The 23,851-nt window shown below is 32.5% G+C and carries 22 protein-coding genes; 21 read left to right on the top strand and 1 reads right to left on the bottom strand.

Going from position 1 to position 23,851, the window contains the following annotated elements; genetic code table 11:
- The 9 genes from rseP (at position 1) to arsB (ending at position 13,239) form a co-directional block, all read left to right on the top strand.
- Positions 1-1,287, top strand: coding sequence for an RIP metalloprotease RseP (gene rseP / locus CD035_RS10940; RefSeq protein ID WP_048542575.1), 1,287 nt, complete (start codon positions 1-3; stop codon positions 1,285-1,287).
- A 17-nt stretch (positions 1,288-1,304) separates the two neighbouring features.
- On the top strand, positions 1,305-3,008 hold the full coding sequence (locus CD035_RS10935; protein ID WP_048542577.1) for a proline--tRNA ligase: 1,704 nt from the start codon (positions 1,305-1,307) through the stop codon (positions 3,006-3,008).
- Between the two features lie 103 nt (positions 3,009-3,111).
- Entirely contained in the window at positions 3,112-7,425 is a 4,314-nt protein-coding gene (locus CD035_RS10930; RefSeq protein ID WP_174435715.1) for a PolC-type DNA polymerase III, read from the top strand.
- Between the two features lie 121 nt (positions 7,426-7,546).
- A complete protein-coding gene (gene rimP, locus CD035_RS10925; protein ID WP_048542580.1) occupies positions 7,547-8,014 on the top strand; it encodes a ribosome maturation factor RimP in 468 nt (155 codons plus the stop codon).
- A gap of 18 nt (positions 8,015-8,032) precedes the next feature.
- A complete protein-coding gene (gene nusA, locus CD035_RS10920; protein ID WP_037587793.1) occupies positions 8,033-9,100 on the top strand; it encodes a transcription termination factor NusA in 1,068 nt (355 codons plus the stop codon).
- A gap of 17 nt (positions 9,101-9,117) precedes the next feature.
- Positions 9,118-9,402, top strand: a complete 285-nt coding sequence (gene rnpM / locus CD035_RS10915) for an RNase P modulator RnpM (protein ID WP_048542581.1) — start codon at positions 9,118-9,120, stop codon at positions 9,400-9,402.
- Positions 9,399-9,725 (top strand): ribosomal L7Ae/L30e/S12e/Gadd45 family protein, encoded by a 327-nt coding sequence (locus tag CD035_RS10910; protein WP_025905336.1) that lies wholly within the window; start codon positions 9,399-9,401, stop codon positions 9,723-9,725. The genes rnpM and CD035_RS10910 overlap by 4 nt, the downstream gene beginning before the upstream one ends.
- Positions 9,726-9,729: 4 nt before the next feature.
- Positions 9,730-11,838, top strand: coding sequence for a translation initiation factor IF-2 (infB, locus tag CD035_RS10905; RefSeq protein ID WP_048542584.1), 2,109 nt, complete (start codon positions 9,730-9,732; stop codon positions 11,836-11,838).
- Positions 11,839-11,949: 111 nt separating this feature from the next.
- On the top strand, positions 11,950-13,239 hold the full coding sequence (gene arsB / locus CD035_RS10900; RefSeq protein ID WP_048542782.1) for an arsenite efflux transporter membrane subunit ArsB: 1,290 nt from the start codon (positions 11,950-11,952) through the stop codon (positions 13,237-13,239).
- A gap of 25 nt (positions 13,240-13,264) precedes the next feature.
- Here arsB and CD035_RS10895 read toward each other — a convergent pair whose 3' ends face one another.
- Positions 13,265-13,813 (bottom strand): Ada metal-binding domain-containing protein, encoded by a 549-nt coding sequence (locus CD035_RS10895; protein ID WP_048542586.1) that lies wholly within the window; start codon positions 13,811-13,813, stop codon positions 13,265-13,267.
- Positions 13,814-13,945: 132 nt separating this feature from the next.
- On the opposite strand from CD035_RS10895, the gene CD035_RS10890 reads away from it, so the two are divergent.
- The 12 genes from CD035_RS10890 to rpsO all read left to right on the top strand — a co-directional run bounded on the left by CD035_RS10890 (position 13,946) and on the right by rpsO (position 23,749).
- The gene (locus CD035_RS10890) at positions 13,946-14,446 is read left to right on the top strand and encodes a methylated-DNA--[protein]-cysteine S-methyltransferase (RefSeq protein WP_048542589.1); all 501 of its coding nucleotides are present in this window, start codon (positions 13,946-13,948) and stop codon (positions 14,444-14,446) included.
- A gap of 68 nt (positions 14,447-14,514) precedes the next feature.
- Positions 14,515-15,078: a dihydrofolate reductase family protein gene (locus CD035_RS10885; RefSeq protein ID WP_048542593.1), complete on the top strand. Its 564-nt coding sequence runs from the start codon at positions 14,515-14,517 to the stop codon at positions 15,076-15,078.
- A gap of 12 nt (positions 15,079-15,090) precedes the next feature.
- Positions 15,091-15,507, top strand: coding sequence for a GNAT family N-acetyltransferase (locus CD035_RS10880; RefSeq protein ID WP_048542595.1), 417 nt, complete (start codon positions 15,091-15,093; stop codon positions 15,505-15,507).
- Positions 15,508-15,518: 11 nt separating this feature from the next.
- On the top strand, positions 15,519-16,370 hold the full coding sequence (locus CD035_RS10875; protein WP_048542597.1) for an aminoglycoside 6-adenylyltransferase: 852 nt from the start codon (positions 15,519-15,521) through the stop codon (positions 16,368-16,370).
- 314 nt (positions 16,371-16,684) lie between these two features.
- Positions 16,685-17,128, top strand: a complete 444-nt coding sequence (locus CD035_RS10870; RefSeq protein ID WP_048542598.1) for a hypothetical protein — start codon at positions 16,685-16,687, stop codon at positions 17,126-17,128.
- Positions 17,129-17,196: 68 nt separating this feature from the next.
- Positions 17,197-17,970, top strand: coding sequence for a MurR/RpiR family transcriptional regulator (locus CD035_RS10865; protein ID WP_048542600.1), 774 nt, complete (start codon positions 17,197-17,199; stop codon positions 17,968-17,970).
- A gap of 115 nt (positions 17,971-18,085) precedes the next feature.
- Positions 18,086-19,651 (top strand): maltose/glucose-specific PTS transporter subunit IIBC, encoded by a 1,566-nt coding sequence (gene malX, locus CD035_RS10860; protein ID WP_048542602.1) that lies wholly within the window; start codon positions 18,086-18,088, stop codon positions 19,649-19,651.
- A gap of 20 nt (positions 19,652-19,671) precedes the next feature.
- Entirely contained in the window at positions 19,672-20,838 is a 1,167-nt protein-coding gene (locus tag CD035_RS10855) for a MalY/PatB family protein (protein WP_048542604.1), read from the top strand.
- A 97-nt stretch (positions 20,839-20,935) separates the two neighbouring features.
- Entirely contained in the window at positions 20,936-21,280 is a 345-nt protein-coding gene (gene rbfA, locus CD035_RS10850) for a 30S ribosome-binding factor RbfA (RefSeq protein ID WP_048542606.1), read from the top strand.
- 216 nt (positions 21,281-21,496) lie between these two features.
- Positions 21,497-22,408, top strand: a complete 912-nt coding sequence (gene truB, locus CD035_RS10845) for a tRNA pseudouridine(55) synthase TruB (RefSeq protein ID WP_103354265.1) — start codon at positions 21,497-21,499, stop codon at positions 22,406-22,408.
- Positions 22,409-22,420: 12 nt separating this feature from the next.
- Positions 22,421-23,377, top strand: coding sequence for a riboflavin biosynthesis protein RibF (gene ribF, locus CD035_RS10840; protein ID WP_025905353.1), 957 nt, complete (start codon positions 22,421-22,423; stop codon positions 23,375-23,377).
- Positions 23,378-23,479: 102 nt separating this feature from the next.
- A complete protein-coding gene (gene rpsO / locus CD035_RS10835) occupies positions 23,480-23,749 on the top strand; it encodes a 30S ribosomal protein S15 (protein WP_025905354.1) in 270 nt (89 codons plus the stop codon).
- The last annotated feature ends 102 nt before the right edge of the window (positions 23,750-23,851 follow it).

Raw genomic sequence — 23,851 nt, 5'->3', positions numbered from 1 at the left:
GTGATTTATACAATATTAGCATTTATTTTTGTATTTGGACTATTAGTGACAGTACATGAATATGGACATATGTTCTTTGCGAAACGTGCAGGTATCATGTGCCCAGAGTTTGCCATAGGTATGGGACCTAAAATTTATTCATATAAGAAAAATGAAACACTTTATACAATTAGACTACTTCCAGTAGGTGGCTATGTCAGAATGGCTGGAGATGGATTAGAACAAAATCCATTAACACCGGGTATGCATATCGCAATTAAATTAAACGATCAAAACGAAATAACACATGTTATTATGGACGATCAACATAAATTCCAACAAATTGAACATATTGAAATTAAAGATAGTGATTTCGAAAATGATATTTTCATAGAAGGTATTACAGCAAGCGATGAAGAAAGACATCATTTTAAATTAGCGAGAGAAGCTTACTTTGTTCAAGGTGGAGATTTAATACAAATTGCACCTAAAGATAGACAATTAATGTCTAAAAAGCCATATCAAAGATTCCTAACTTTATTTGCAGGTCCGTTATTTAATTTTATTCTTGCTTTTGTTATTTTTATTGGGCTTGCTTATTGGAATGGTGTACCAACGAATGAACCAGTATTTGGAGATTTAGAAGATGGTGCACCTGCACAAACTGCAGGTATTAAAAAAGGCGACGAAATTCTATCAGTAGACGGACAAAAAATTCAAAAGTTTACAGATTTACAACCTATTTTTAAAGAGAAGAAAACTGAACCTGTAGAAATCAAAGTTGATCGTGATGGTCAAGAAAAGACTTTCAAAGTAGCAGCTAAAAAAGATAAACTAGAAGTTAGTAAAGGTAAATATGAAACACGATACATTATCGGTGTTGCACAACCGACAGAACACACTGTGTTTGGTCCATTAATTGCGGGTATTGAAAAAACAATAGTGGCAGGTCAATTAATATTCCAAGCAGTTCTTGGCTTGATTACGAGCATATTCACGGGTGGATTCTCCTTTGATATGTTAAATGGACCTGTTGGTATATATAGCAATGTAGATTCTATTGTGAAGCAAGGATTTATTACATTGATGGGATACACAGCGTTATTAAGTGTTAACTTAGGTATTATGAATTTACTACCTATTCCAGCTTTAGATGGCGGAAGATTATTATTTGTTATTTATGAAATGATTTTCAGAAGACCGATTAATAAAAAAGCAGAAATGGTTATGCTTTCAATTGGTGCTGTATTTTTAATATTTGTAATGATCATGGTTACATGGAATGATATTCAAAGGTACTTCATGTAGCTTATAGGAGGAAACTTATGAAACAGTCGAAAATATTTATACCAACATTAAGAGAAGTTCCTGCAGAAGCGGAAGCAATTAGTCATAAACTTTTATTAAAGTCAGGTATGATTAAACAAAATGCAAGAGGTATATATAGTTATTTACCAACTGCAAAGCGAGTACTTAATAAAATTGAGCAAATTGTACGTGAAGAAATGGAAAAAATAGATGGCGTAGAAGTACTTATGCCAGTGTTACAACAAGCTGAACTTTGGAAAGAATCAGGTAGATGGGATGCATACGGTCCAGAGTTAATGAGATTGCACGATCGTAATAAACGTGAATTTAGTTTAGGACCAACACATGAAGAAGTTGTGACTTCTCTTGTAAGAGATGAATTGAAATCTTATAAACGTTTACCAATCACTTTATTCCAAATTCAAACTAAATTTAGAGACGAACAACGTCCAAGATTTGGATTATTACGTGGCCGTGAATTTATTATGAAAGATGCTTATTCTTTCCATGCTAATGAAGATTCATTAGATGATACTTACCAAGATATGTATCATGCTTATCATAATATCTTTACAAGAGTAGGTTTAAACTTTAGACCAGTACTTGCAGACTCTGGTGCTATCGGTGGAGACCACACACATGAGTTTATGGCTTTAGCTGATATTGGTGAAGATACAATTGTTTATAGTGAAACAAGTGACTATGCTGCAAACATTGAAAAAGCTGAAGTAGCATACACACCTAATCATGAACATATACCATTAAAAGATATAGAAAAAGTGGAAACGCCTAATGTTACAACAGCACAAGCATTGGCAGACTTTTTAAATGTGACTTTAGATAAGATCATTAAATCAATGATTCTTAAAGTTGATGATGAATATGTCATGATACTAATTAGAGGACATCATGAAGTAAATGATGTTAAATTAAAATCATATTTCAAAACAGATAATATCGAAATGGCAACTGAGTCTGAAATCGTTAATATTTTAGGTGCTAAACCTGGTAGTCTAGGACCAGTTAACGTAGACCAAATCAAAATTTATGCAGACAATTTCGTTCAAGATATAAATAATTTAGCTGTTGGTGCAAATGAAACAGGTTATCATTTTATTAATGCGAACGTAGATAGAGACTTTAAGATTGAAGCATATGGAGACTTTAGATTTATTCTTGAAGGAGAAGCATTACCAGGTGATTTAGGTACTGCGAAATTCGCTGAAGGTATCGAAGTTGGTCAAGTCTTCAAACTTGGAACGAAATACTCTGAAAGCATGAATGCAACATTCTTAGATGAACAAGGTAAAGCGCAACCACTTATAATGGGTTGTTACGGTATTGGTATCTCTAGAACATTATCAGCAGCAATCGAACAACATCATGATGATAAAGGGATTATTTGGCCAAAAGCTATTGCACCTTATGAAGTACATTTAATTGCGATTAATCCTAAAAAAGAAGAACAACAAGCATTAGCAGATCAACTTTATGGACAATTGCAAAATAAATATGATGTCTTGTATGATGACCGTAAAGAAAGTGCTGGTGTTAAATTTAATGATGCAGATTTAATAGGTTTACCAGTACGCGTAATGGTTGGTAAAAAAGCTTCAGAAGGTATCGTAGAAGTAAAACGTCGTGATAATTCAGAAAGTAAAGAAGTCCATATTGATGAATTAAATGAAGTACTTGCTACTTTTTATGATGCAGTAAAATAGACTGATAAAAACAACTAAATCTGATATAATATAAGATATTTAAAGAGGCTATTTAATGATTAGCCTCTTTTTCATTTTGATGAAGGTGGTCGTATAAGTGTCAATGACAGGGAAAGAGAAATTCCAAACGCTTCTCACGCAAATGAACATGACAGATGAACTTGATAAAGATGTCGTAGAACAAGGTGAACTTACAAGAATTGATGTGTCTCAATCAAAAAGATTGTGGCATTTCTACATTAAGCTGCCATATTATTTATCAAGTGAAATGTATCTTGTTTTTACAAATCAACTGAAAAATACTTTTAGTAGTATTGCACAAGTTGATTGGACAATTGAAGTGACAACTAAAGAACAAATAGATGAACATATACTGAAATATATTCCGCATTGTATTGAGGGTACTGAATTAAGTGATAAAGTAAAACATCAACTTAAACAAAAGCCTATTATATTTGCTGATGATATCGTGAAAGTTCAAGTGAACAATGATATTGAACGTGACTATTTCGATAAGCGTGTCAATGGTTCATTAGTAAAAGCGCTCCAAAAGTGTGGCTTTCAAATAAGTCGTGTTATATTCGAAACGATGGATAATGAAGAACAAATGAGAAGAGAACTTGAATCATTTGAAGCGCACATCCAACAAGAAGATGAAGAAGCAGCACGAATTGCATCAGAAAAAATGGAACGTATGAAGAAAGAAAAAGCAGAATCTAGCGATAGCGAAAATGCTGTATCACGATGTCAAATTGGTAAAGACATTCCTGTAGATTCTATTCGCAAAATAGAAGATATTATCGAAGAAGAATTCAAAGTAGCACTTGAAGGTGTTATTTTTGATATCGAAATGAAAGAACTGAAAAGTGGTAGACATATTGTCACATTAAAAATTACGGACTATACCGATTCACTTATACTTAAGATGTTTACGAGAAAAGGTAAAGATGACCTTGAACATTTTAAAGCTTTAAAAGTAGGTACATGGGTAAGAGCACAAGGTAGAATTGAACAAGATCAATTTATACGTGATTTAGTGATGATGATGACCGATATCCATGAAATTAAGAAGTCTCCTAAACTTGATAAAGCAGATGAAAAAAGAGTTGAATTTCACTTACATACATCTATGAGTCAAATGGATGGCATTACACATATCGGTAAGTATGTTGAACAAGCTGCTAAATGGGGACATAAAGCAATCGCGATAACAGACCATAATGGTGTTCAAGGATATCCAGATGCGCATGCAGCTGCCATGAAAAATGGTATTAAAATGATTTATGGTATGGAAGGTATGCTTGTAGATGATGGTGTGCCGATTGCGTACAAGTCACAAGATATTCCGCTTAAGACAGCAACGTATATTGTATTTGACGTCGAAACAACAGGACTTTCAAGTCAATATGATCAAATTATAGAATTAGCGGCTGTTAAGGTTAAAGATGGCGAAGTAATTGACACCTTTGAACGTTTTTCTGACCCAGGAGAGCGTCTATCAGAAACAATCAAAAATTTAACAGGTATTACAGATGAAATGTTACGTGGACAACCTGATATTGAAACAGTTCTAAAAGATTTCCATGAATGGGTTGGAGACGCAATATATATTGCGCATAACGCATCATTTGATATGGGCTTTATAGATACGGGATTTGAACGTATCGGACTTGGTGCTACGACAAATGGTGTCATCGATACACTTGAATTATCACGTACAGTTAATACTGAATATGGAAAACATGGTTTGAATTTCTTAGCTAAAAAATATGGTGTAGAACTTACGCAACACCATAGAGCGATTTATGATGCGGAAACAACAGCACATATCTTTATTAAGATGTTGAAACAGTTAGAAGAACTCAATGTTCATAATCATAATCAAATAAACGAGAAACTATCAAATGACGAAGCATATAAACGTGCAAGACCTTCTCATGTAACGTTAATCGTACAAAACCAAGTCGGACTGAAAAATTTATTCAAAATTGTAAGTGCCTCATTAGTTGATTACTTTTACCGTACACCACGTATACCACGCTCGTTATTAAACAAATATAGAGAAGGTATTTTAGTAGGCAGTGCATGTGATGAAGGTGAAGTATTTACAACGGTTATGCAAAAAGACCAAGATGAAGTTGAAAAAGTTGCGAAATATTATGACTATATAGAGGTTCAACCAAAAGGGTTATATCAAGATTTAATTGATAGAGAATTGATTAAAGATAATGAAACGATGGAAGAAATATATAGTCGTATATTAAGTGTTGGTGAGAAACTTGATATTCCAGTTATCGCTACAGGAAATGCCCATTATTTATATGAGCATGATGCTGTTGCACGAAAAATATTAATTGCCGCACAACCAGGTAATCCATTGAATAGACAAACATTACCTGAAGCACATTTTAGAACAACAGATGAAATGTTAGACGAATTCCACTTCCTAGGTGAAGAAAAAGCATATGAAATTGTTGTTAAAAATACTAACGAACTAGCAGATAGACTCGAAACAGTGATACCTATTAGGGATGAATTATATACACCTAATATGGAAGGTGCGAATGAAGAAATTCGTGAAATGAGTTATGAGAATGCTAGAAAATTATATGGTGAAGACTTACCACAAATTGTAATTGATAGACTTGAAAAAGAATTGGAAAGTATTATCGGAAATGGTTTTGCGGTTATTTATTTAATCTCGCAAAGGTTAGTTAAGAAATCCTTGAATGATGGTTATTTAGTTGGTTCACGTGGTTCAGTCGGATCTAGTTTTGTTGCGACAATGACTGAAATAACTGAAGTAAATCCATTGCCGCCACATTATATTTGCCCATCTTGTAAAGAAAGTCATTTCTTTGACGATGGTTCAGTCGGATCAGGTTTCGACTTACCAGATAAACAATGTGAAAAATGTCATGTTGATATGATTAAAGAAGGACAAGATATACCGTTTGAAACATTCTTAGGTTTCAAAGGAGATAAAGTACCGGATATTGACTTGAACTTTAGTGGTGAATATCAACCAGTTGCCCATAATTATACGAAAGTACTGTTTGGTGAAGATAAAGTGTTCAGAGCAGGTACAATCGGTACTGTAGCTGAAAAAACAGCTTTCGGTTATGTTAAAGGATATTTAAATGATCAAGGAATTCATAAAAGAGCAGCTGAAGTTGATAGACTTGTTAAAGGTTGTACCGGTGTTAAAAGAACGACTGGGCAACATCCGGGGGGTATCATTGTTGTACCAGATTATATGGATATTTATGATTTTACACCAATCCAATACCCTGCCGATGATCAAAAATCACCATGGAAAACAACGCATTTCGACTTCCATTCTATCCATGATAATATTTTGAAACTGGATATATTAGGACACGATGATCCAACGATGATTAGAATGTTACAAGATTTATCAGGCATTGATCCTAAGACAATTCCAGTAGATGATAAAGAAACAATGAAAATCTTTAGTACACCTGAATCATTAGGTGTTACGGAAGAAGATATTCTTTGTAAGACTGGAACATTTGGCGTACCTGAATTCGGTACAGGTTTCGTTAGACAAATGCTTGAAGATACGAAACCAACTTCTTTCTCTGAGCTTGTTCAAATTTCTGGGTTATCACACGGTACAGACGTTTGGTTAGGAAACGCACAAGAGTTAATCAAAACAGGTACATGTGATTTATCAAATGTTATCGGTTGTCGTGATGATATTATGGTTTACTTAATGTATAACGGTTTAGAACCATCACTTGCCTTTAAAATTATGGAAGCAGTTCGTAAAGGTAAAGGTTTAACAGATGAATTCGAAGAAGCTATGAAAGAAAATAATGTGCCAGATTGGTATTTAGATTCATGTAAAAAAATTAAATACATGTTCCCTAAAGCCCATGCTGCTGCATACGTTCTAATGGCATTAAGAATTGCATACTTTAAAGTTCATCATCCGTTGTTCTATTATGCAAGTTACTTTACAGTACGTGCGACAGACTTTGATTTAAAAACGATGACGAAAGATAAAGAGTCTATTAAAGCAACGGTGAAAGAATATTATAGCCGATTCCATGAATTAGCTAAAAAAGAGAAAGATTTATTAACAGTTTTAGAAATTACAAATGAAATGGCACATAGAGGTTACAAAATCCAGCCAGTAAGCCTAGAAAAAAGTGATTCGTTTGAATTCAAAATTGAAGGTGATTCACTTATTCCACCGTTTATCGCAGTACCTGGACTAGGTGAAAACGTTGCGAAACGTATCGTTGAAGCAAGAGAAGAAGGTCCATTCTTAGCTAAAGAAGACCTTAATAAAAAAGCAGGTGTATCACAAAAAATCATCGAATATCTCGATGAACTTGGATCATTACCAAATATGCCTGATAAAGCTCAGCTGTCAATATTTGATTTATAATGCATGTTCTTGAGCATAGCGCCATTATGTGATATACTGTTATTGCTTAAAATAATACTCTGACGTTTAAAGAGTGGGACCTTTCCCGCTCTTTTCTGTTTGTATTAAGAGGGAGGTCATTATGAGTAAAGTTGCAGCACACGTTGAGGAAATTATTCAACCAATACTTGAAGATTTAAATTATGAACTTGTAGATGTCGAATATGTCAAAGAGGGATCAGACTATTATCTACGTATTGCAATTGATAAAGACGGTGGCGTTGATTTGAACGACTGCACAATTGCCTCTGAAAAGATTAGTGAAGTTATGGACAAAGAAGATCCTATTAAAGAACCTTATTTCATGGATGTATCTTCACCTGGTGCAGAACGCCCATTGAAAAAAGAAAAAGACTATCAAAATGCAATTGAACAACCTGTATTTATTTCGTTATACGAACCTGTTGAAGGAGATAAAGAATGGTTAGGCGTTTTAAAAGAAGTTAATGAAACATCTATAACGCTAGAAGTGAAAATTAAAACAAGAACTAAGAATGTCACGTTGCCACGCAAGAAAATCGCTAAAGCACGTCGATCAGTAATGTTATAATATAAAGGAGGATACATTGTGAAAGGTAATGAATTATTACTTGCAATTGAATACCTTGAAAAGGAAAAAAGAATACCTCGTGAGGTACTTATTGATGCAATAGAAGCGGCTTTAATCACAGCTTACAAAAAGAACTATGACAGTGCCAAAAATGTTAGAATCGAATTGAATCTTGATGAAGGTACTTATAGAGTTATTTCAAGAAAAGACGTTGTTGAAGATGTTGAAGATTATAGAGATCAAGTAGCATTAGATACAGCATTAGTTACAAATCCAGCGTATGAAATTGGAGATGTCTTTGAAGAAGACGTTACACCTAAAGATTTCGGTCGTGTTGGTGCTCAAGCAGCTAAACAAGCAGTTATGCAACGTTTAAGAGATGCTGAAAGAGGCATTCTTTATGATGAGTTTATTGATAAAGAAGATGACATTGTAACAGGTGTTATTGATAGAGTCGATCATCGTTATGTATATGTTAATTTAGGTCGTACTGAAGCTGTACTTTCTGAAGCTGAGAGAAGTCCAAATGAACAATATTTACCAAATGAACGCATTAAAGTATATGTGAATAAAGTTGAACAAACGACTAAAGGTCCTCAAATCTTTGTATCACGTACACATCCTGGTTTATTAAAGCGTTTATTCGAGCAAGAAGTTCCTGAAATTTATGATGGTACTGTAATTGTTAAATCTGTAGCACGTGAAGCTGGTGACCGTTCTAAAATTAGTGTGACTTCAGAAAATGGCGATATCGATGCTGTTGGTGCATGTGTTGGTGCTAAAGGTGTTCGTGTTGAAGCAGTCGTTAATGAATTAGGTGGCGAAAAAATCGACATCGTTGAGTGGGACGAAGATCCAAAAGTATTCGTAAGAAATGCTTTAAGTCCTTCACAAGTTGTAGAAGTTATCGTAGATGAAGAAAATCAATCGACTACTGTTGTCGTACCAGATTACCAATTATCATTAGCAATCGGTAAACGTGGACAAAATGCACGACTTGCTGCAAAATTAACAGGTTGGAAGATTGATATTAAATCAGAAACTGATGCAAGAGAAGCAGGCATTATTTCAACTGAAGAATCATAAAGTGAGGTGCTTTTATCATGAAAAAGAAAAAGATACCAATGCGTAAATGTATACTTTCAAATGAAATGAAACCTAAAAATGATATGATTCGTGTCGTTAAAAATAAAGAAGGCGAAATAACAGCAGATGCGACAGGTAAAGCGCCAGGTCGCGGTGCGTATGTTTCTAAAGATTTAGAAGTTATCGAAATTGCACAGAAACAAGGAAAGTTAGAACGTTATTTTGACAGTAATAAAGAAACGCTTGAACCTGTCTATAAAGAAATTATTCGTTTAATTTACCGTGAGCGTATACCTAAATGAGTATAGAAAAGAAAGATCAAATTTTAAATCTTCTTGGTCTGGCAACAAGAGCTAGAAAGATTAAGACTGGAGAAGAAATTGTCATAAGTGAGTTAAGAAAAGGCAATGTAAAACTTGTCATACTTTCTGAAGATGCTGCAGCAAATGTTACAAAAACAATAAAAAATAAATGTGCAACTTATCATGTAACACTTTTAACTTTTGCTACACGCTATGAATTAGGCTACGCAATTGGAAAAGAAAGCAGAGTGGTGTTGGGCATAACTGACATTGGATTTAGCAAAAAGCTAAAAACGATGATTCATGATTTTCATGAGGAGTGAGTATATGAGTAAAAAGAGAATATATGAGTATGCAAAAGAAATCGATGTAAAGAGTAAAGCAATCATAGACGAATTAAAAAAGAATAACATAGAAGTATCAAATCACATGCAAGCATTAGAGGAGAATGACATTAAAATTTTAGATAAAGCATTTAAAAAGCAGGATTCTGCTAAAAAAGACCAAACAACTACTCACGCAAATACAAATAAATCAAATAATAACAAACAGAATAACAAACAAAACAATAAACCTAATCATCAACAAAAGAATCAAAAAAATCAAAAGAATAAAAATCAAAAGAACAAAAAACAACATAATCAACAACAGCAACAACCTAAACCGGAAGTTAAAGAAACACCATCTTTAATTACGTATGAAGAAGGTATTACAGTTGGTGAATTAGCTGATAAAATCAACAAAGATGCTTCTGAAATTATTAAGAAGTTATTCTTACTTGGTGTTGTAGCTAATATTAACCAAGCATTAGATACTGAAACTGTTGAATTAATTTGTGCAGATTATGATATTGAAGCTGAGTTAGAAGTACATGTAGATGCAACTGACTTAGAAAATTACTTTGAAGTTGATGAAAATGATGCAGACTTAATCGAAAGACCTGCAGTTGTTACAATCATGGGACACGTTGACCATGGTAAAACGACACTTCTAGATTCAATCCGTAATACACGTGTTACAGCTGGTGAAGCAGGCGGTATTACACAACATATTGGTGCATACCAAATTGTTAACAACGACAAGAAAATTACATTCCTTGATACACCAGGACATGCTGCTTTCACAACAATGAGAGCGCGTGGTGCTCAAGTAACAGATATCACAATTTTAGTTGTTGCAGCTGATGATGGTGTAATGCCTCAAACAATTGAAGCAATCAACCATGCTAAAGCAGCAGAAGTACCAATTATTGTTGCGGTAAACAAAGTTGATAAACCAACAGCAAATCCTGATCGCGTTATGCAAGAATTAGGTGAATATGGTCTTTATCCTGAAGACTGGGGTGGAGATACAATCTTCGTTCAACTTTCAGCAATTCAAGGTGACGGAATCGATGATTTATTAGAAATGATTGGTTTAGTTTCTGAAGTAGAAGAACTAAAAGCTAACCCTGACCGTGCTGCGGTAGGTACTGTAATCGAAGCTGAGCTTGATAAATCACGTGGACCTGCAGCTTCTCTATTAGTACAAAACGGTACTTTAGAAGTAGGTGACTCATTAGTAGTAGGTAACACATACGGTAGAGTACGTGCGATGGTTAACGACTTAGGTAAAAGAATTAAAACAGCTGGACCATCAACACCAGTTGAAATTACTGGTTTACATGATGTACCACAAGCTGGTGATCGATTTGTTGTATTCAAAAATGAAAAACAAGCTCGTCAAATCGGTGAAAAACGTCAACAAGAAAATATCTTAAAACAACGTCAAGATAGTAAGAGCGTTTCATTAGATAACTTGTTTGAACAAATGAAACAAGGTGAAATGAAAGATTTAAATATCATCATTAAAGGTGATGTTCAAGGTTCTGTAGAAGCTTTAGCAGCATCATTAATGAAAATAGACGTTGAAGGTGTTAATGTACGTATTATTCATACAGCAGTTGGTGCGATTAATGCATCAGACGTTACATTAGCAGCAGCATCAAACGGTATTATTATCGGATTTAACGTAAGACCAGATGCAGGTGCTAAACGTGCTGCAGAAGAAGAAAATGTTGATATGAGATTACATCGTATTATTTATAAAGTAATCGAAGAAATCGAATCAGCTATGAAAGGTCTATTAGACCCTGAATATGAAGAACAAGTAATTGGTCAAGCTGAAGTACGTCAAACATTTAAAGTATCTAAAGTCGGTACAATCGCTGGTAGTTACGTAACAGACGGTAAGATTACTAGAGATGCAAGTGTACGTATTATTCGTGACGGCATTGTGATCTTTGAAGGTGAATTAGATACACTTAAACGTTTCAAAGATGACGCTAAAGAAGTAGCAGCTGGATATGAATGTGGTATCACAATTGAAAAATTCAATGATATTAAAGAAGGCGACATCTTCGAAGCTTTCAAAATGGTTGAAATTGAAAGAAAATAAAGTGAATACTTTAATATAAATCTTATGAGACTGGGACATTATTTATTGTCTCAGTCTTTTTTATGATATAGCTTATAATTTGGAGATTTTCACGAAAGGAGGAAAACGATGATGACCATACTTGCGATCATTATTTTTGTATTAACACTGACTTTCGTTATATGGCAACCGAAAGGACTAGATATCGGCGTAACTGCTTTTATAGGTGCATTAATTCCCATTATAACTGGTGTTGTACAAATAGAAGATATATTTGAAGTGACCAGCATTGTTTGGAATGCAACATTGACATTCATAGCGATAATTATCATTTCACTTATTCTTGATGAAATAGGATTTTTTGAATGGTCTGCGATTCATATGGTTAAAGCCTCTCATGGAAATGGTTTAAAAATGTTCATTTATATTATGATATTAGGTGCAATTGTTGCGGCATTTTTTGCGAATGATGGTGCGGCTTTGATACTTACGCCTATTGTATTGGCTATGGTACGTCATCTAGGATTTAATAAGAAAATCATTTTTCCTTTTGTGATAGCAAGTGGATTTATAGCAGATACAACTTCGCTCCCATTTACAGTGAGTAATTTAGTTAATATTGTGTCTGCAGACTATTTTAATATTGGCTTTGTTGAATATTTTTTACATATGTTCATACCAAATATATTCTCGTTATTGGCTAGTATTGCCGTATTGTGGTTATTCTTTAAATCGTCAATACCACGTACATTTGATGATCGTCATTTAAAACAACCAAAAGAAATTATTAAAGATTTGAAACTGTTTCATATGTCATGGGTTATACTATCCATATTACTCATCGGATATTTTATCAGTGAGTTTGTACACATACCCGTATCAATTATTGCAGGTATAGTAGCGATTATATTTGTATCGTTTGCTAGAAAATCTCCTGCAGTTCATACTAAAAAAGTGCTCAAAGGTGCACCATGGAATATAGTTGTATTCTCAATTGGTATGTATCTTGTTGTCTTTGGACTAAAAAATGTAGGTATCCTTGCAATTTTAAGTCATATACTAACAGACATTTCTCAACATGGATTATTTGTAAGTATTATGGGGATGGGATTTATAGCGGCATTTCTGTCATCGATTATGAATAACTTACCAACCGTTCTTATTGATGCACTCGCTATCCATCAATCAGATGTTATTGGTCCTCTTAAAGAGGGGATGGTTTATGCAAATGTCATCGGTTCAGATCTCGGTCCAAAAATTACACCCATCGGTTCATTAGCGACATTATTGTGGCTAGATGTATTGTCACAAAAAGGTGTTAAAATACCTTGGGGTACTTACTTTAAAACGGGTATTATCATAACGATACCCGTATTATTCATTACATTAGTAGGATTGTATGTAACATTGTTAATCTTTTAAAAAACAGTTAAGATAGGAAGCTATCTTAACTGTTTTTCCGTTTGCGATATTGTAAAGGCGTCATAAAATAGAATTGCTTAAATACTTTGATATAATGTGATGTTGTTTTATAACCAACTTTTCTACTAATATCTTGAACTGTTAGTGTGTTATCAGCAAGCAGTGTGATACTTTTTTCAATTCTTGTTTCATGTAAATAATGCATAATGGTTTGATATGTAACTTGTTTGAATAGTCTTGATAAATGAAACTTTGAACCGTGACATTGGTTACAAATTTCATCTAATGTTAGATTTAAATGATAATATCGATGGATGAAATTTTTTATTTGTAATACCCATTCTTCATCTTCTAATAATTGACCTGTTGGATTACACTTTTTACAAGGACGATAACCATTTTCTATAGCTTCGTGATAGTCTCGATATATTGAAACATTTTCTTTGTTAGGTAATTTAGCATTACATGAAGGTTTACAAAATATCATTGTAGTCTTAACTGCATATACAAAATCATCATTCGCTAATTTATTGTTTGTTTTAATGTCTTGCCATCTTTTCTCAGTTAAATACATTACCAAATCTATCACCTCAAAAATATCATAACATATAAAAATATCCTTATATTGCTATCTAATTGTGATAACGACTATTTATATTGAGTTTATAAATAAATTCATTTAAACTTTCACCAAAGGAGGGAGACGATGAAAATAATTTATCATGGTATTCTTAAGCATCTTAATAAAAAACTCGATATTTATGCAAGTGATGAAGGTCTCTTATTTGTAGGCTCATTTGATAAAGAAAATGAAATACATCAGTTTATTTCAAATATAGAAATCAAAGAAAATCAAGACAAAGTTAAACCATATATCGACCAATTGAATGAATACTTTAATGGAACAAGAAATTCTTTTGACTTAAAAATAGATATAAATTCCAGCCCATTTAACGAAACCGTGTGGCAAGCATTGACTAAAATACCATATGGAGAAACAACAACTTATTCAGATTTAGCCAATAAAATAAATAAACCAAATGCAGTTAGATCCGTTGCATCAGCAATCGGTAAAAATCCATTAAACATTGTGATACCTTGCCATCGTGTAATAGGCAAAGACGGACAACTAAGAGGCTATAGAGGCGGACTTGAAATAAAGCAATCATTATTAGAGTTAGAATCAAGACACACCCATTTATCATAAATAATGAGGTGTGTTTTCTATTATCATTTCGTGTATGATAATAGAAAGAAATGATTGGGGGTCAATATATGAGTAGTGATGATAATAGTAGGAAAGTCATTTTAGATTTAGCTGTTACATTAGATGGGCTTATCGAAGGTGAAAATGGCGAGATTGACTGGTGTATTATGGATCCTGAAATGAATTTTGATGATTTTTTAAATCAAGTCGATACAATCTTTTATGGAAGAAAAAGTTACGAAGCATGGGGAGATTTTCAACCGAGTTTAGAAGATTCAGAAGACGATAAATTAATGTGGAAAAACATACATGCCAAAGAAAAATATGTCTTTTCAAAGAAATTTAAGTTTGAAGATAAACATGTCAATGTTATTAAAGATAATATTGTAGAACATGTAAATGAAATAAAAAGTAAGCCAGGTAAAGATATATGGTTATATGGTGGATCTAGCTTAATTACGACATTTGTAAATTATGGATTAGTAGATGAATATAGACTATCCATACATCCTATAGTTTTAGGAAAAGGAAAACCACTATTTATAGATATTGAAGATAGACAACAACTTAAACTAGTACATTCAAGAAAATTTAAATCAGGTGTTATACAATTAATTTATCATAATGAGTAGTAGGTGATGTTTATGTACACTTTTGAACGTGAATTTAAAAGCGAAAATATTGATAGTATAAAAGAAGTATATGAATCAGTTGGTTGGTTAGGTCATGATAACGAAAAAATAGAAAAAATATTTCTCAATAGTTCACATGTTGTAATAGTTAAAAATTACGATGAAGTTATTGCATTAGCGAGGGCATTAACAGATGGAGTGTTTAATGCTGCTATATATGATGTAGTTGTAAAGAAAACATATCAACAAAAAGGTATTTCAAGAAAAATGATTGAAATTTTATTAGAAGATTTAAAACAAGTATCATGCATTCATTTAATTTCTACAACCGGTAATGAAGAGTTATATAGAAAGCTTGGATTTAAAAAATTAAAAACTGGAATGGCAATATATAAATCTATAAAATTAGATAGTGAGTATACTGAATAGTAGGTGAAATCATGAAAACAGAACGTGAGGTATTGGAAGAAATTTATAATATTGCTTCGATTGAAGATGATATTAGAGCAGTTTGCATGAATGGGTCTAGGGTTAATAAATTTATTGAACCGGATGAATATCAAGATTTTGATATTGCATTTATCGTAAAGAATTATGAGTCGTTTATTCAACATGTATCATTTATTAAAAATTTTGGAGAGCCTATTATTTCTCAGTGTAATAGAGAGCGTTCTGATAGTGGTATAAAGGATCAATTATTTTATATGGTGTTGTTTGAAAATCACATGCGAGTAGATTTCAGATTTATACCAATTGAATGTATAGAAGCATATAGACATGAAGATTATTTACTGAAGGTATTAATTGATAAGGATAACTATTTTAGTGAACAAATTGAACTAAGTGATAAAAAATATCATATTAAGAAACCTAACCAGAAGCGATTTGATTTTGTTTGTAATGAATTTTGGTGGTTATCAACGTATGTTGTTAAAGGCATTAAAAGAGAAGAAATTTTTTGTGCTATCGATCATTTAAATATGATGCGTGATTTACTTTTGACTATGTATGACTGGAAAGTCGGTAACAAATTTAATTGGCAAATCTCAACGGGAAAAAATCATAAATTATTAAAAAAATACATTTCTAAGTCTGAATGGAATAAATTGTTGGAATCATATCCACATGGTGAAGTTGTAGATATAACAAATTCATTATTAAGTATTACAGAGCAATTTTATATTTTATCAGTTGAAATAGCCAAAGATTTAAATATGGAACTAGAAACTGCGGAAGCAAATAAGGTTATTAAATATAATCATAATCAAATAACTGGATTTACTGACATGTAAATGGGAAGTATACCTTAGCTGGAGATATACTTCCCATTTTTGGAAGATAAGCACTTTTATTGTTGAGTCGAGAATACGGATTCTCTTCAAGTATATAAATATACTTGATATATATAGCATAACTGTTTATTTAGAAAAGTGAAATTTGTGTTATGGATGATGACTTGCTATGTGACAGTTAATGACATTCACTAAAGTACGAATCATTATTTTTGATGTATATTTACACTATAATAAGGGAATAGGTAAGTAAATAGATTGGATGCAGTAAAGTTAAACATGAACTACAAATATGACGTATTGGAGTGGTTCTTATGCAAACAATGATTGTTTATTTTGTCGGCTGCTTTATCGGATTTATTGTACATCGTATATTTCAAACTGAAAGTATGTGGATGAATGTCGCTCAATTTTCAATATTTTTTGCGTTTATGTATACATTTATTGGTAGATTTATGCCTTCTATTCGAAATTCACTTATTAAAATGGTTCCGAGTAATATTCCAAATCCGAAAATGATTGTGTATGTAACGGGATGGTTAGAATTTGTCATTGCGATAAGTGTGTTTATTCCTAAAGTTAATTTTGTATTCAGTGTTATTGGTATTATTTTATGCTTTGTATTGTTCCCTGGCAATATAAAAGCACATGCCAAAAATATATCGTTAGGTAGCAAAGCACCAACAAATATTTATTTAAGAGCATTCTTGCAAATATTATTTATTGTTTCATTTATTATCATATTTAAGCATGCATAAGATGGTATATAGTGAATTAATGATTGATAGTTTATGGACTAAAAGTGAAGATATTAAGAGGGGTTAAAATGGAACAAAATGCACTTGTAGGAAAATTACAAAAAAGAAGAAATGATTTAAGTGAATTAGAGAAGAGGGTATTGGATTTTATTTTGAATGATTATACGTCGATAGCAAATATGAACATAGATGATATTGCTGAAAAGTTGTTTGTGTCGACTGCAACTGTCAGTAGATGTTCTCAAAAATTAGGATATCAAGGCTATAGAGAATTGAAATATGCTTTATTACAAAATCAACCTGATTTAAATAAAGTAAACAATGTGCAAAGTCTTGATGTTGAAATGGATGATTTTATGAATGAAAATTTGGCGAACCTCCAGAATACAATGAATGAAATCAATATCCAAGATATCGAAAAAGCAGTAGCTTTTATACGTGATGCACGTGTAATAGAAATCATAAGCGTGGGAGCAAGTTTAGTAAACGGGATTGATTTAAGTAGAAAGTTAACATTTCTAGGTAAAGTAGCACATGCGAGAACTGATTGGGATGAATTAGAAGCGGTAACGCATAATTTAGATCAGGAAAGTTTAGCAATTTGTGTAAGTTCAAGTGGTGAAACCTCACATATTGTTCGTTATGCACAGCAGTTAAGAGATAACCAAGTACCAATTATTTCTATTGTTAGTAATAGGCATTCTAAGTTGGCACAGTTATCGACCATAACTTTAATCGCTAAGACAAATAGTATCTATATTGGAAATGTAGATTTAAGTTCGAGGCACGCTGCTATGTTTATGATAGATTTTCTATTAATGATGTATGGTAGACAATTATAATGTAACGACATTCATAAGATGAAAGCGCGTCCAAAATGATTATATACTATTGATGCCCCTTTAATACATTTGTATATTTAAATAACATAAATGTATTAAAGGGGTGTTATTGAGTATGAGTAAAAAGAAGAAGCAAAGTAATGTGTGGGATTTTCTTCAAAATATGGGGAAGACATTTATGCTTCCAGTAGCTTTATTAGCTTTTATGGGTTTGATTTTAGGGATAGGGAGTTCATTTACAAGTGAATCAATGATTGATGTCTTTCCATTTTTAGAGAATAACATGATACAGCTAGTATTGAAGTTCTTAGCAACAGTTGGGGGATTTGCATTTACATATTTACCCGTACTATTTGCGATTGCTATACCAATCGGACTTGTTAAACATGAAAAAGGTGTAGCTGCTTTCTCAGGGTTTGTAGGTTATACAGTTATGAATTTAACGATTAATTTCTATTTAACTGAGACACATCAATTAGCAGATACAGATAAATTACAACAAGCTGGACAAAGTATGGTATTAGGTATTCAAACACTGGAAATGGGTGTGCTCGGTGGTATCATTTCTGGTCTTATCGTTTATAAATTACATAATAAATTTAGCTATACACAGTTACCTGACAGCTTTGCGTTCTTCTCAGGGTCAAGGTTTGTACCAATTGTAACGTCTCTCGCATTAGCAGTAGTCGGGTTAATTATTCCAATTATTTGGCCATTCTTCGGTATGATCATTGGAAGTGTTGGGGCACTAATTCAACATTCTGGTGTATTTGGACCATTTTTATTTGGTGCTGGTGAAAGGTTATTATTACCTTTCGGATTACATCATATTTTAGTATCGATGGTTAGATTTACTGAAGTTGGTGGACATTCTATTATTGAAGGTAAAGATGTATTTGGCGCTTTAAATATATTTTATGCGCAATTACAAAATAATTTACCAATATCTCCAAACGTAACTGCATTTTTATCACAAGGTAAAATGCCAACATTTATGTTTGGTTTACCTGCTGCGGCTTTAGCAATTTATCACGCAGCGCCTAAAGAGAATAGGCATAAAATAAAAGGCTTATTAATTTCAGGATTTGTAGCAACATTTGTTACAGGTATTACTGAACCAATTGAATTTTTATTTTTATTCATTAGTCCATTACTTTGGATCTTCCATGTCATTATGACAGGATTAGGATTTATGGTTATGAATATTCTAGGTGTGACAATTGGTAATACAGATGGTGGCGTACTAGACTTTCTAATATTTGGTGTCATGCAAGGTAGTTATACGAAATGGTGGCTCGTCATAATTGTTGGATTAATATGGTTAGTTATCTATTATTTAGTCTTCAAGACAGTTATTTTGAAATTCGACTTAAAAACACCAGGTAGAACAGTTGAAAAGAACGATAATAATGAAAGTAATGCGACACAAAATCGTACAAATCATACAGACGATATGGCTTCTGATATGCTTCAAGCAATTGGCGGTTCCAGTAATATTATAAGCATTGATAACTGTATTACACGTTTAAGATTAGTGCTGGAAGATGCGGAAATTGTTGATGATGAAAAGTTAAAAGAACTCGGTGCATTAGGTGTCGTACATTTAGACAAACAAAATGTACAAATTATCATCGGAACGAGAGTAACAACTGTCCGAAAACAATTAGATGCCATTATTTAAGTTAAGAAGGGATTTTTGTAATGTATAATTTTGATAAGGTGATTGATAGAATAGGGACAAATTGTACTCAGTGGGATTATGTCCAAGACCGTTTTGGGCAAAGTGACTTGTTGCCATTCACGATTTCAGACACAGACTTCGCGCTACCAGATACAATTATGGAACATTTAAATAATCGTATGAAGCATCCTATATTCGGTTATACGAGATGGAATCATACAGACTTTAAATCAACCGTTACGAATTGGTATAAGAAACGTTTTAATACTGAAATTAATGAAGATTGGATTTATTATACACCAACTGTGATATATGCAGTTTCACAGTTAATTCATATGAAATCTAATTTGAATGATGGTGTGATTATTCAAACACCAGCATATGACGCATTTTACAATGTGATTAAAGAGAATCATCGTACAGTTGTGGAGAATCAACTTTTCTACGAAGATGGTTATTATACAATTGACTTTAAACAATTAGAGATGCAATTAGCGAAACCTGAAAATAAAATTTTGTTATTATGTTCTCCTCATAACCCAACAGGTAGAGTATGGACTGAAGATGAACTGACTACAATCATTAAACTATGTCAGGAACATCATGTTTATATCATTTCTGATGAAATTCATATGGATATCGTTCGAAAAGGAAACAACCACATTCCAATACTAGATAAAAGTAAAAATGATATAGCAATTGTGACAAGTGGTAGCAAGACTTTTAATTTTCCGGGTCTACTTTTTGCGTATACTTTAATTCCAAATAAAGAAGATGGGGATATATTTTTAAATTATTTGAAAAAGCAAGACGGTTTATCATCACCAAGCATTATGGGGATGGAATCTACAATAGCAGCCTATGAAAAAGCGAGTGATTGGGTAGATGCTTTAAACGAATATTTAGATGACAATATACATGCAGTTCAATTATTCTTAAAAGAGCACATACCAGAAATTAAAGTTGTCTATCCAGAATCAACATATCTTATATGGTTAGATGTTTCAGATCTAAATATGACGATGGATGAATTGCAACACCGACTTATTAACATAGGCAAAGTTGCGATAATGGATGGACAAACATATGGCGGTAACGGTCAGTACTTTTTAAGGTACAATGTTGGATGCCCAAAGTCTAAAGTATTAGAAGGATTAGAGCGACTAAAGTTAAGTATTGAAACATAATATATTTATATCGAGTGATTATCTTTTTAAGCATTCAAGCATGTGCTATAATGTACTAATGTATATAGAGAGATGAGAATGTTAAGAGGTGAAAGATATGAGTATTCGTTCTGAACGAGTAGGCGAACAAATGAAAAAAGAATTAATGGATATTATCAACAATAAACTTAAAGATCCAAGAGTTGGATTTTTAACAATTACAGATGTAGAACTTCCAGGAGACTTATCACACGCTACAGTTTATTTAACTGTATTAGGTTCTGATAAAGAAAAAGAAGATACATTTAAAGGTTTAGAAAAAGCAAAAGGCTTTATTAAATCAGAATTAGGTAATCGTATGAAATTACGTATTTTACCAGAATTGCATTTTGAATATGATGAATCAATCGATTACGGTAATAAAATTGAACGCATGATTCAAGATTTAAATCGTAATGATTAATCCAAATTTGGAAAGACTAAGACACTATTAGATGTCTTAGTCTTTTTTTGTTGGTAAGGAGATCTAGAAGTAGGTGTAAGGACGCTGTAACTACCATTATTCAGAATTCTGTTTCTAAGCCCCCTCGTATTTTTTATGAAATTGAGTTATTTCTTCTTTTTATGAATATTTTCATGTAAAATTAAAAAGAATAGAAACATTATGGAGGTCGTAAATTTGGATGGCATTCTAGCAATTCATAAGGAAGTTGGTATGACAAGTCATGATGTCGTATTTAAACTTCGTAAAATTTTAAAAACAAAAAAAGTTGGCCATACTGGAACTTTAGATCCTGAGGTAAGTGGTGTACTACCGATTTGTGTAGGGAAAGCGACGCGTGTAAGTGATTATGTGATGGAAAGTGGCAAATCCTACAGAGCTGAAGTAACGATTGGTGTTAGTACAACGACTGAAGACCAAACTGGTGAGATAGTTGATCAGAAGCGTGTTGATCAAAATTTATGGGACAAAGATGAAATGATTGCGACTTTAAAACAATTAGAAGGTGACATTGAACAAATTCCACCTATGTATTCTGCTGTTAAAGTTAATGGTAAGAAATTATATGAATATGCTAGACAAAATATTGAAGTTGAACGTCCTGTCAGAAGAGTACATATTAACAGTATTGATTTAATTTCTGATATTATTTATGAGAATGATACTTGTAAATTTGAAATTGAAGTTGAATGTGGCAAAGGGACATATATTAGAACGTTAGCAACTCAAATTGGTGCGTTACTTAATTATCCTGCTCATATGTCTCATTTAATTAGGTTGAAAAGTGGCGGTTTCTCTTTAGAACAGACTATTAAATTAGATGACTTAAGAGAAATAGTTGAGCAAGATAAGTTACAAGATGTGATTCTTCCATTAGAATATGGATTGAATGGTTTAACGAAAGTTACCGTACATGATAAAGATATCGTAACGCGTATTCAAAACGGACAAAAAATAGAAAAATCTTTAATAGATGAAAGTAAACATGATGGCGAATTTGTTGTTTGGTATGAAGACAAAGCAATTGCTATTATGGATACTTACGATAAAAATGAAACACTTTATAAACCGAAAAAAGTTTTTCTTTAAAGGAGTATATTGATGGAAGTTATAGAAATTACACACCCAATTAAATCTAAACAATTTGTAAATGAAAATATTGCTTTAGCTATCGGTTTTTTTGATGGCATACATTTAGGTCATCAACAAGTTCTTAAAAAAATGATTAAAGTAGCTAAAGATAAACATTTAAAAAAAGCTGTTATGACATTTGATCCTCACCCTTCAGTTGTCTTAAATCCTGAAAAGAAAAGAACAACGTATTTAACACCTATTGCTGATAAAATTGAAGCAATTGAAAAGTTAGGCGTAGATTACTGTTTCGTCGTTAACTTTTCATCAACATTTGCAGATGTGTCTGCAGATGATTTTATTGACCAATATTTTATTCAAAATCATGTGAAAGCTGTTATTGCAGGTTATGATTTTAGTTTTGGTAAATATGGAAAAGGTAATATGGCTTCATTACAAGAGAATGATTATCCATTTGATGTATTTGTCGTATCTAAGCAAACATTACATGAGGATGAAAAAATCTCAACTACGAATATTAGAACATCACTTGAACTAGGAGAAATAGAAGCTTGTAATTTAGCTTTAGGACGTCCATATGTTATTAAAGGTATGGTTGTTCAAGGTGAAAAAAGAGGGCGTACAATTGGTTTTCCTACAGCTAATGTTGAACCTAGTGATGACTATGTATTACCGAGAAAAGGTGTTTATGCTGTAACATTACTCATTAAATCAAGAGATAAGTCATATAAAGGTGTGTGTAACGTTGGTGTGAAACCAACATTCCATGATCCGTCTGTTTCTCAAATAAGTATTGAAGTTAACATCTTTGATTTTGAAGAGAGTATATATGGTGAACGTGTAGAAGTATATTGGCACCATTTTATTAGACCAGAACAAAAATTTGATGGCATTGATGCACTTGTTAATCAAATTAAGCAAGATAAAGAAGAAGCAAAAGCGTTATTATCACTTGAAAGAACATAAAGAGTTATGTATAATGATTTGAGTGCCTAATCCTTGGCTTATCGACACTCCGACGATCAGCTCAGGTTTACGGTGAATACAATTATAGGAGGGAAATTGACAATGGCAATTTCACAAGAAAGAAAAAACGAACTAATCGAACAATACCGCGTACATGAAACTGATACTGGTTCTCCAGAAGTACAAATTGCAGTTTTAACAGCAGAAATCACTGCTTTAAACGAACATTTACGTACTCACAAGAAAGACCATCATTCACGTCGTGGATTATTAAAAATGGTTGGTCGTCGTAAACATTTATTAACATATTTACGTGAAAATGATGTTCAACGTTACCGTGATTTAATTAAATCATTAGGATTACGTCGCTAATCGTAATTTCAATCGAAGGAAATCAATCAGATTTCTTTCGATTTTTTTATAAATAAATATAAAAAATATGTGTATAATGGTATGATATAAGAGATTAAGTGT

The sequence above is a fragment of the Mammaliicoccus sciuri genome, from assembly GCF_002901825.1.
Classification (GTDB): domain Bacteria; phylum Bacillota; class Bacilli; order Staphylococcales; family Staphylococcaceae; genus Mammaliicoccus; species Mammaliicoccus sciuri.
This window is presented reverse-complemented; position numbering and strand designations above follow the sequence as displayed.

Bases quoted from the DNA above. Each gene is read 5' to 3' on its own strand.
- CD035_RS10935 (WP_048542577.1), top strand. From the start codon at position 1,305: ATGAAACAGTCGAAAATATTTATACCAACATTAAGAGAAGTTCCTGCA.
- CD035_RS10930 (WP_174435715.1), top strand. From the start codon at position 3,112: ATGACAGGGAAAGAGAAATTCCAAACGCTTCTCACGCAAATGAACATG.
- rimP (WP_048542580.1), top strand. From the start codon at position 7,547: ATGAGTAAAGTTGCAGCACACGTTGAGGAAATTATTCAACCAATACTT.
- rnpM (WP_048542581.1), top strand. From the start codon at position 9,118: ATGAAAAAGAAAAAGATACCAATGCGTAAATGTATACTTTCAAATGAA.
- CD035_RS10910 (WP_025905336.1), top strand. From the start codon at position 9,399: ATGAGTATAGAAAAGAAAGATCAAATTTTAAATCTTCTTGGTCTGGCA.
- infB (WP_048542584.1), top strand. From the start codon at position 9,730: ATGAGTAAAAAGAGAATATATGAGTATGCAAAAGAAATCGATGTAAAG.
- arsB (WP_048542782.1), top strand. From the start codon at position 11,950: ATGACCATACTTGCGATCATTATTTTTGTATTAACACTGACTTTCGTT.
- CD035_RS10895 (WP_048542586.1), bottom strand. From the start codon at position 13,813: ATGTATTTAACTGAGAAAAGATGGCAAGACATTAAAACAAACAATAAA.
- CD035_RS10890 (WP_048542589.1), top strand. From the start codon at position 13,946: ATGAAAATAATTTATCATGGTATTCTTAAGCATCTTAATAAAAAACTC.
- CD035_RS10885 (WP_048542593.1), top strand. From the start codon at position 14,515: ATGAGTAGTGATGATAATAGTAGGAAAGTCATTTTAGATTTAGCTGTT.
- CD035_RS10880 (WP_048542595.1), top strand. From the start codon at position 15,091: ATGTACACTTTTGAACGTGAATTTAAAAGCGAAAATATTGATAGTATA.
- CD035_RS10875 (WP_048542597.1), top strand. From the start codon at position 15,519: ATGAAAACAGAACGTGAGGTATTGGAAGAAATTTATAATATTGCTTCG.
- CD035_RS10870 (WP_048542598.1), top strand. From the start codon at position 16,685: ATGCAAACAATGATTGTTTATTTTGTCGGCTGCTTTATCGGATTTATT.
- CD035_RS10865 (WP_048542600.1), top strand. From the start codon at position 17,197: ATGGAACAAAATGCACTTGTAGGAAAATTACAAAAAAGAAGAAATGAT.
- malX (WP_048542602.1), top strand. From the start codon at position 18,086: ATGAGTAAAAAGAAGAAGCAAAGTAATGTGTGGGATTTTCTTCAAAAT.
- CD035_RS10855 (WP_048542604.1), top strand. From the start codon at position 19,672: ATGTATAATTTTGATAAGGTGATTGATAGAATAGGGACAAATTGTACT.
- rbfA (WP_048542606.1), top strand. From the start codon at position 20,936: ATGAGTATTCGTTCTGAACGAGTAGGCGAACAAATGAAAAAAGAATTA.
- ribF (WP_025905353.1), top strand. From the start codon at position 22,421: ATGGAAGTTATAGAAATTACACACCCAATTAAATCTAAACAATTTGTA.
- rpsO (WP_025905354.1), top strand. From the start codon at position 23,480: ATGGCAATTTCACAAGAAAGAAAAAACGAACTAATCGAACAATACCGC.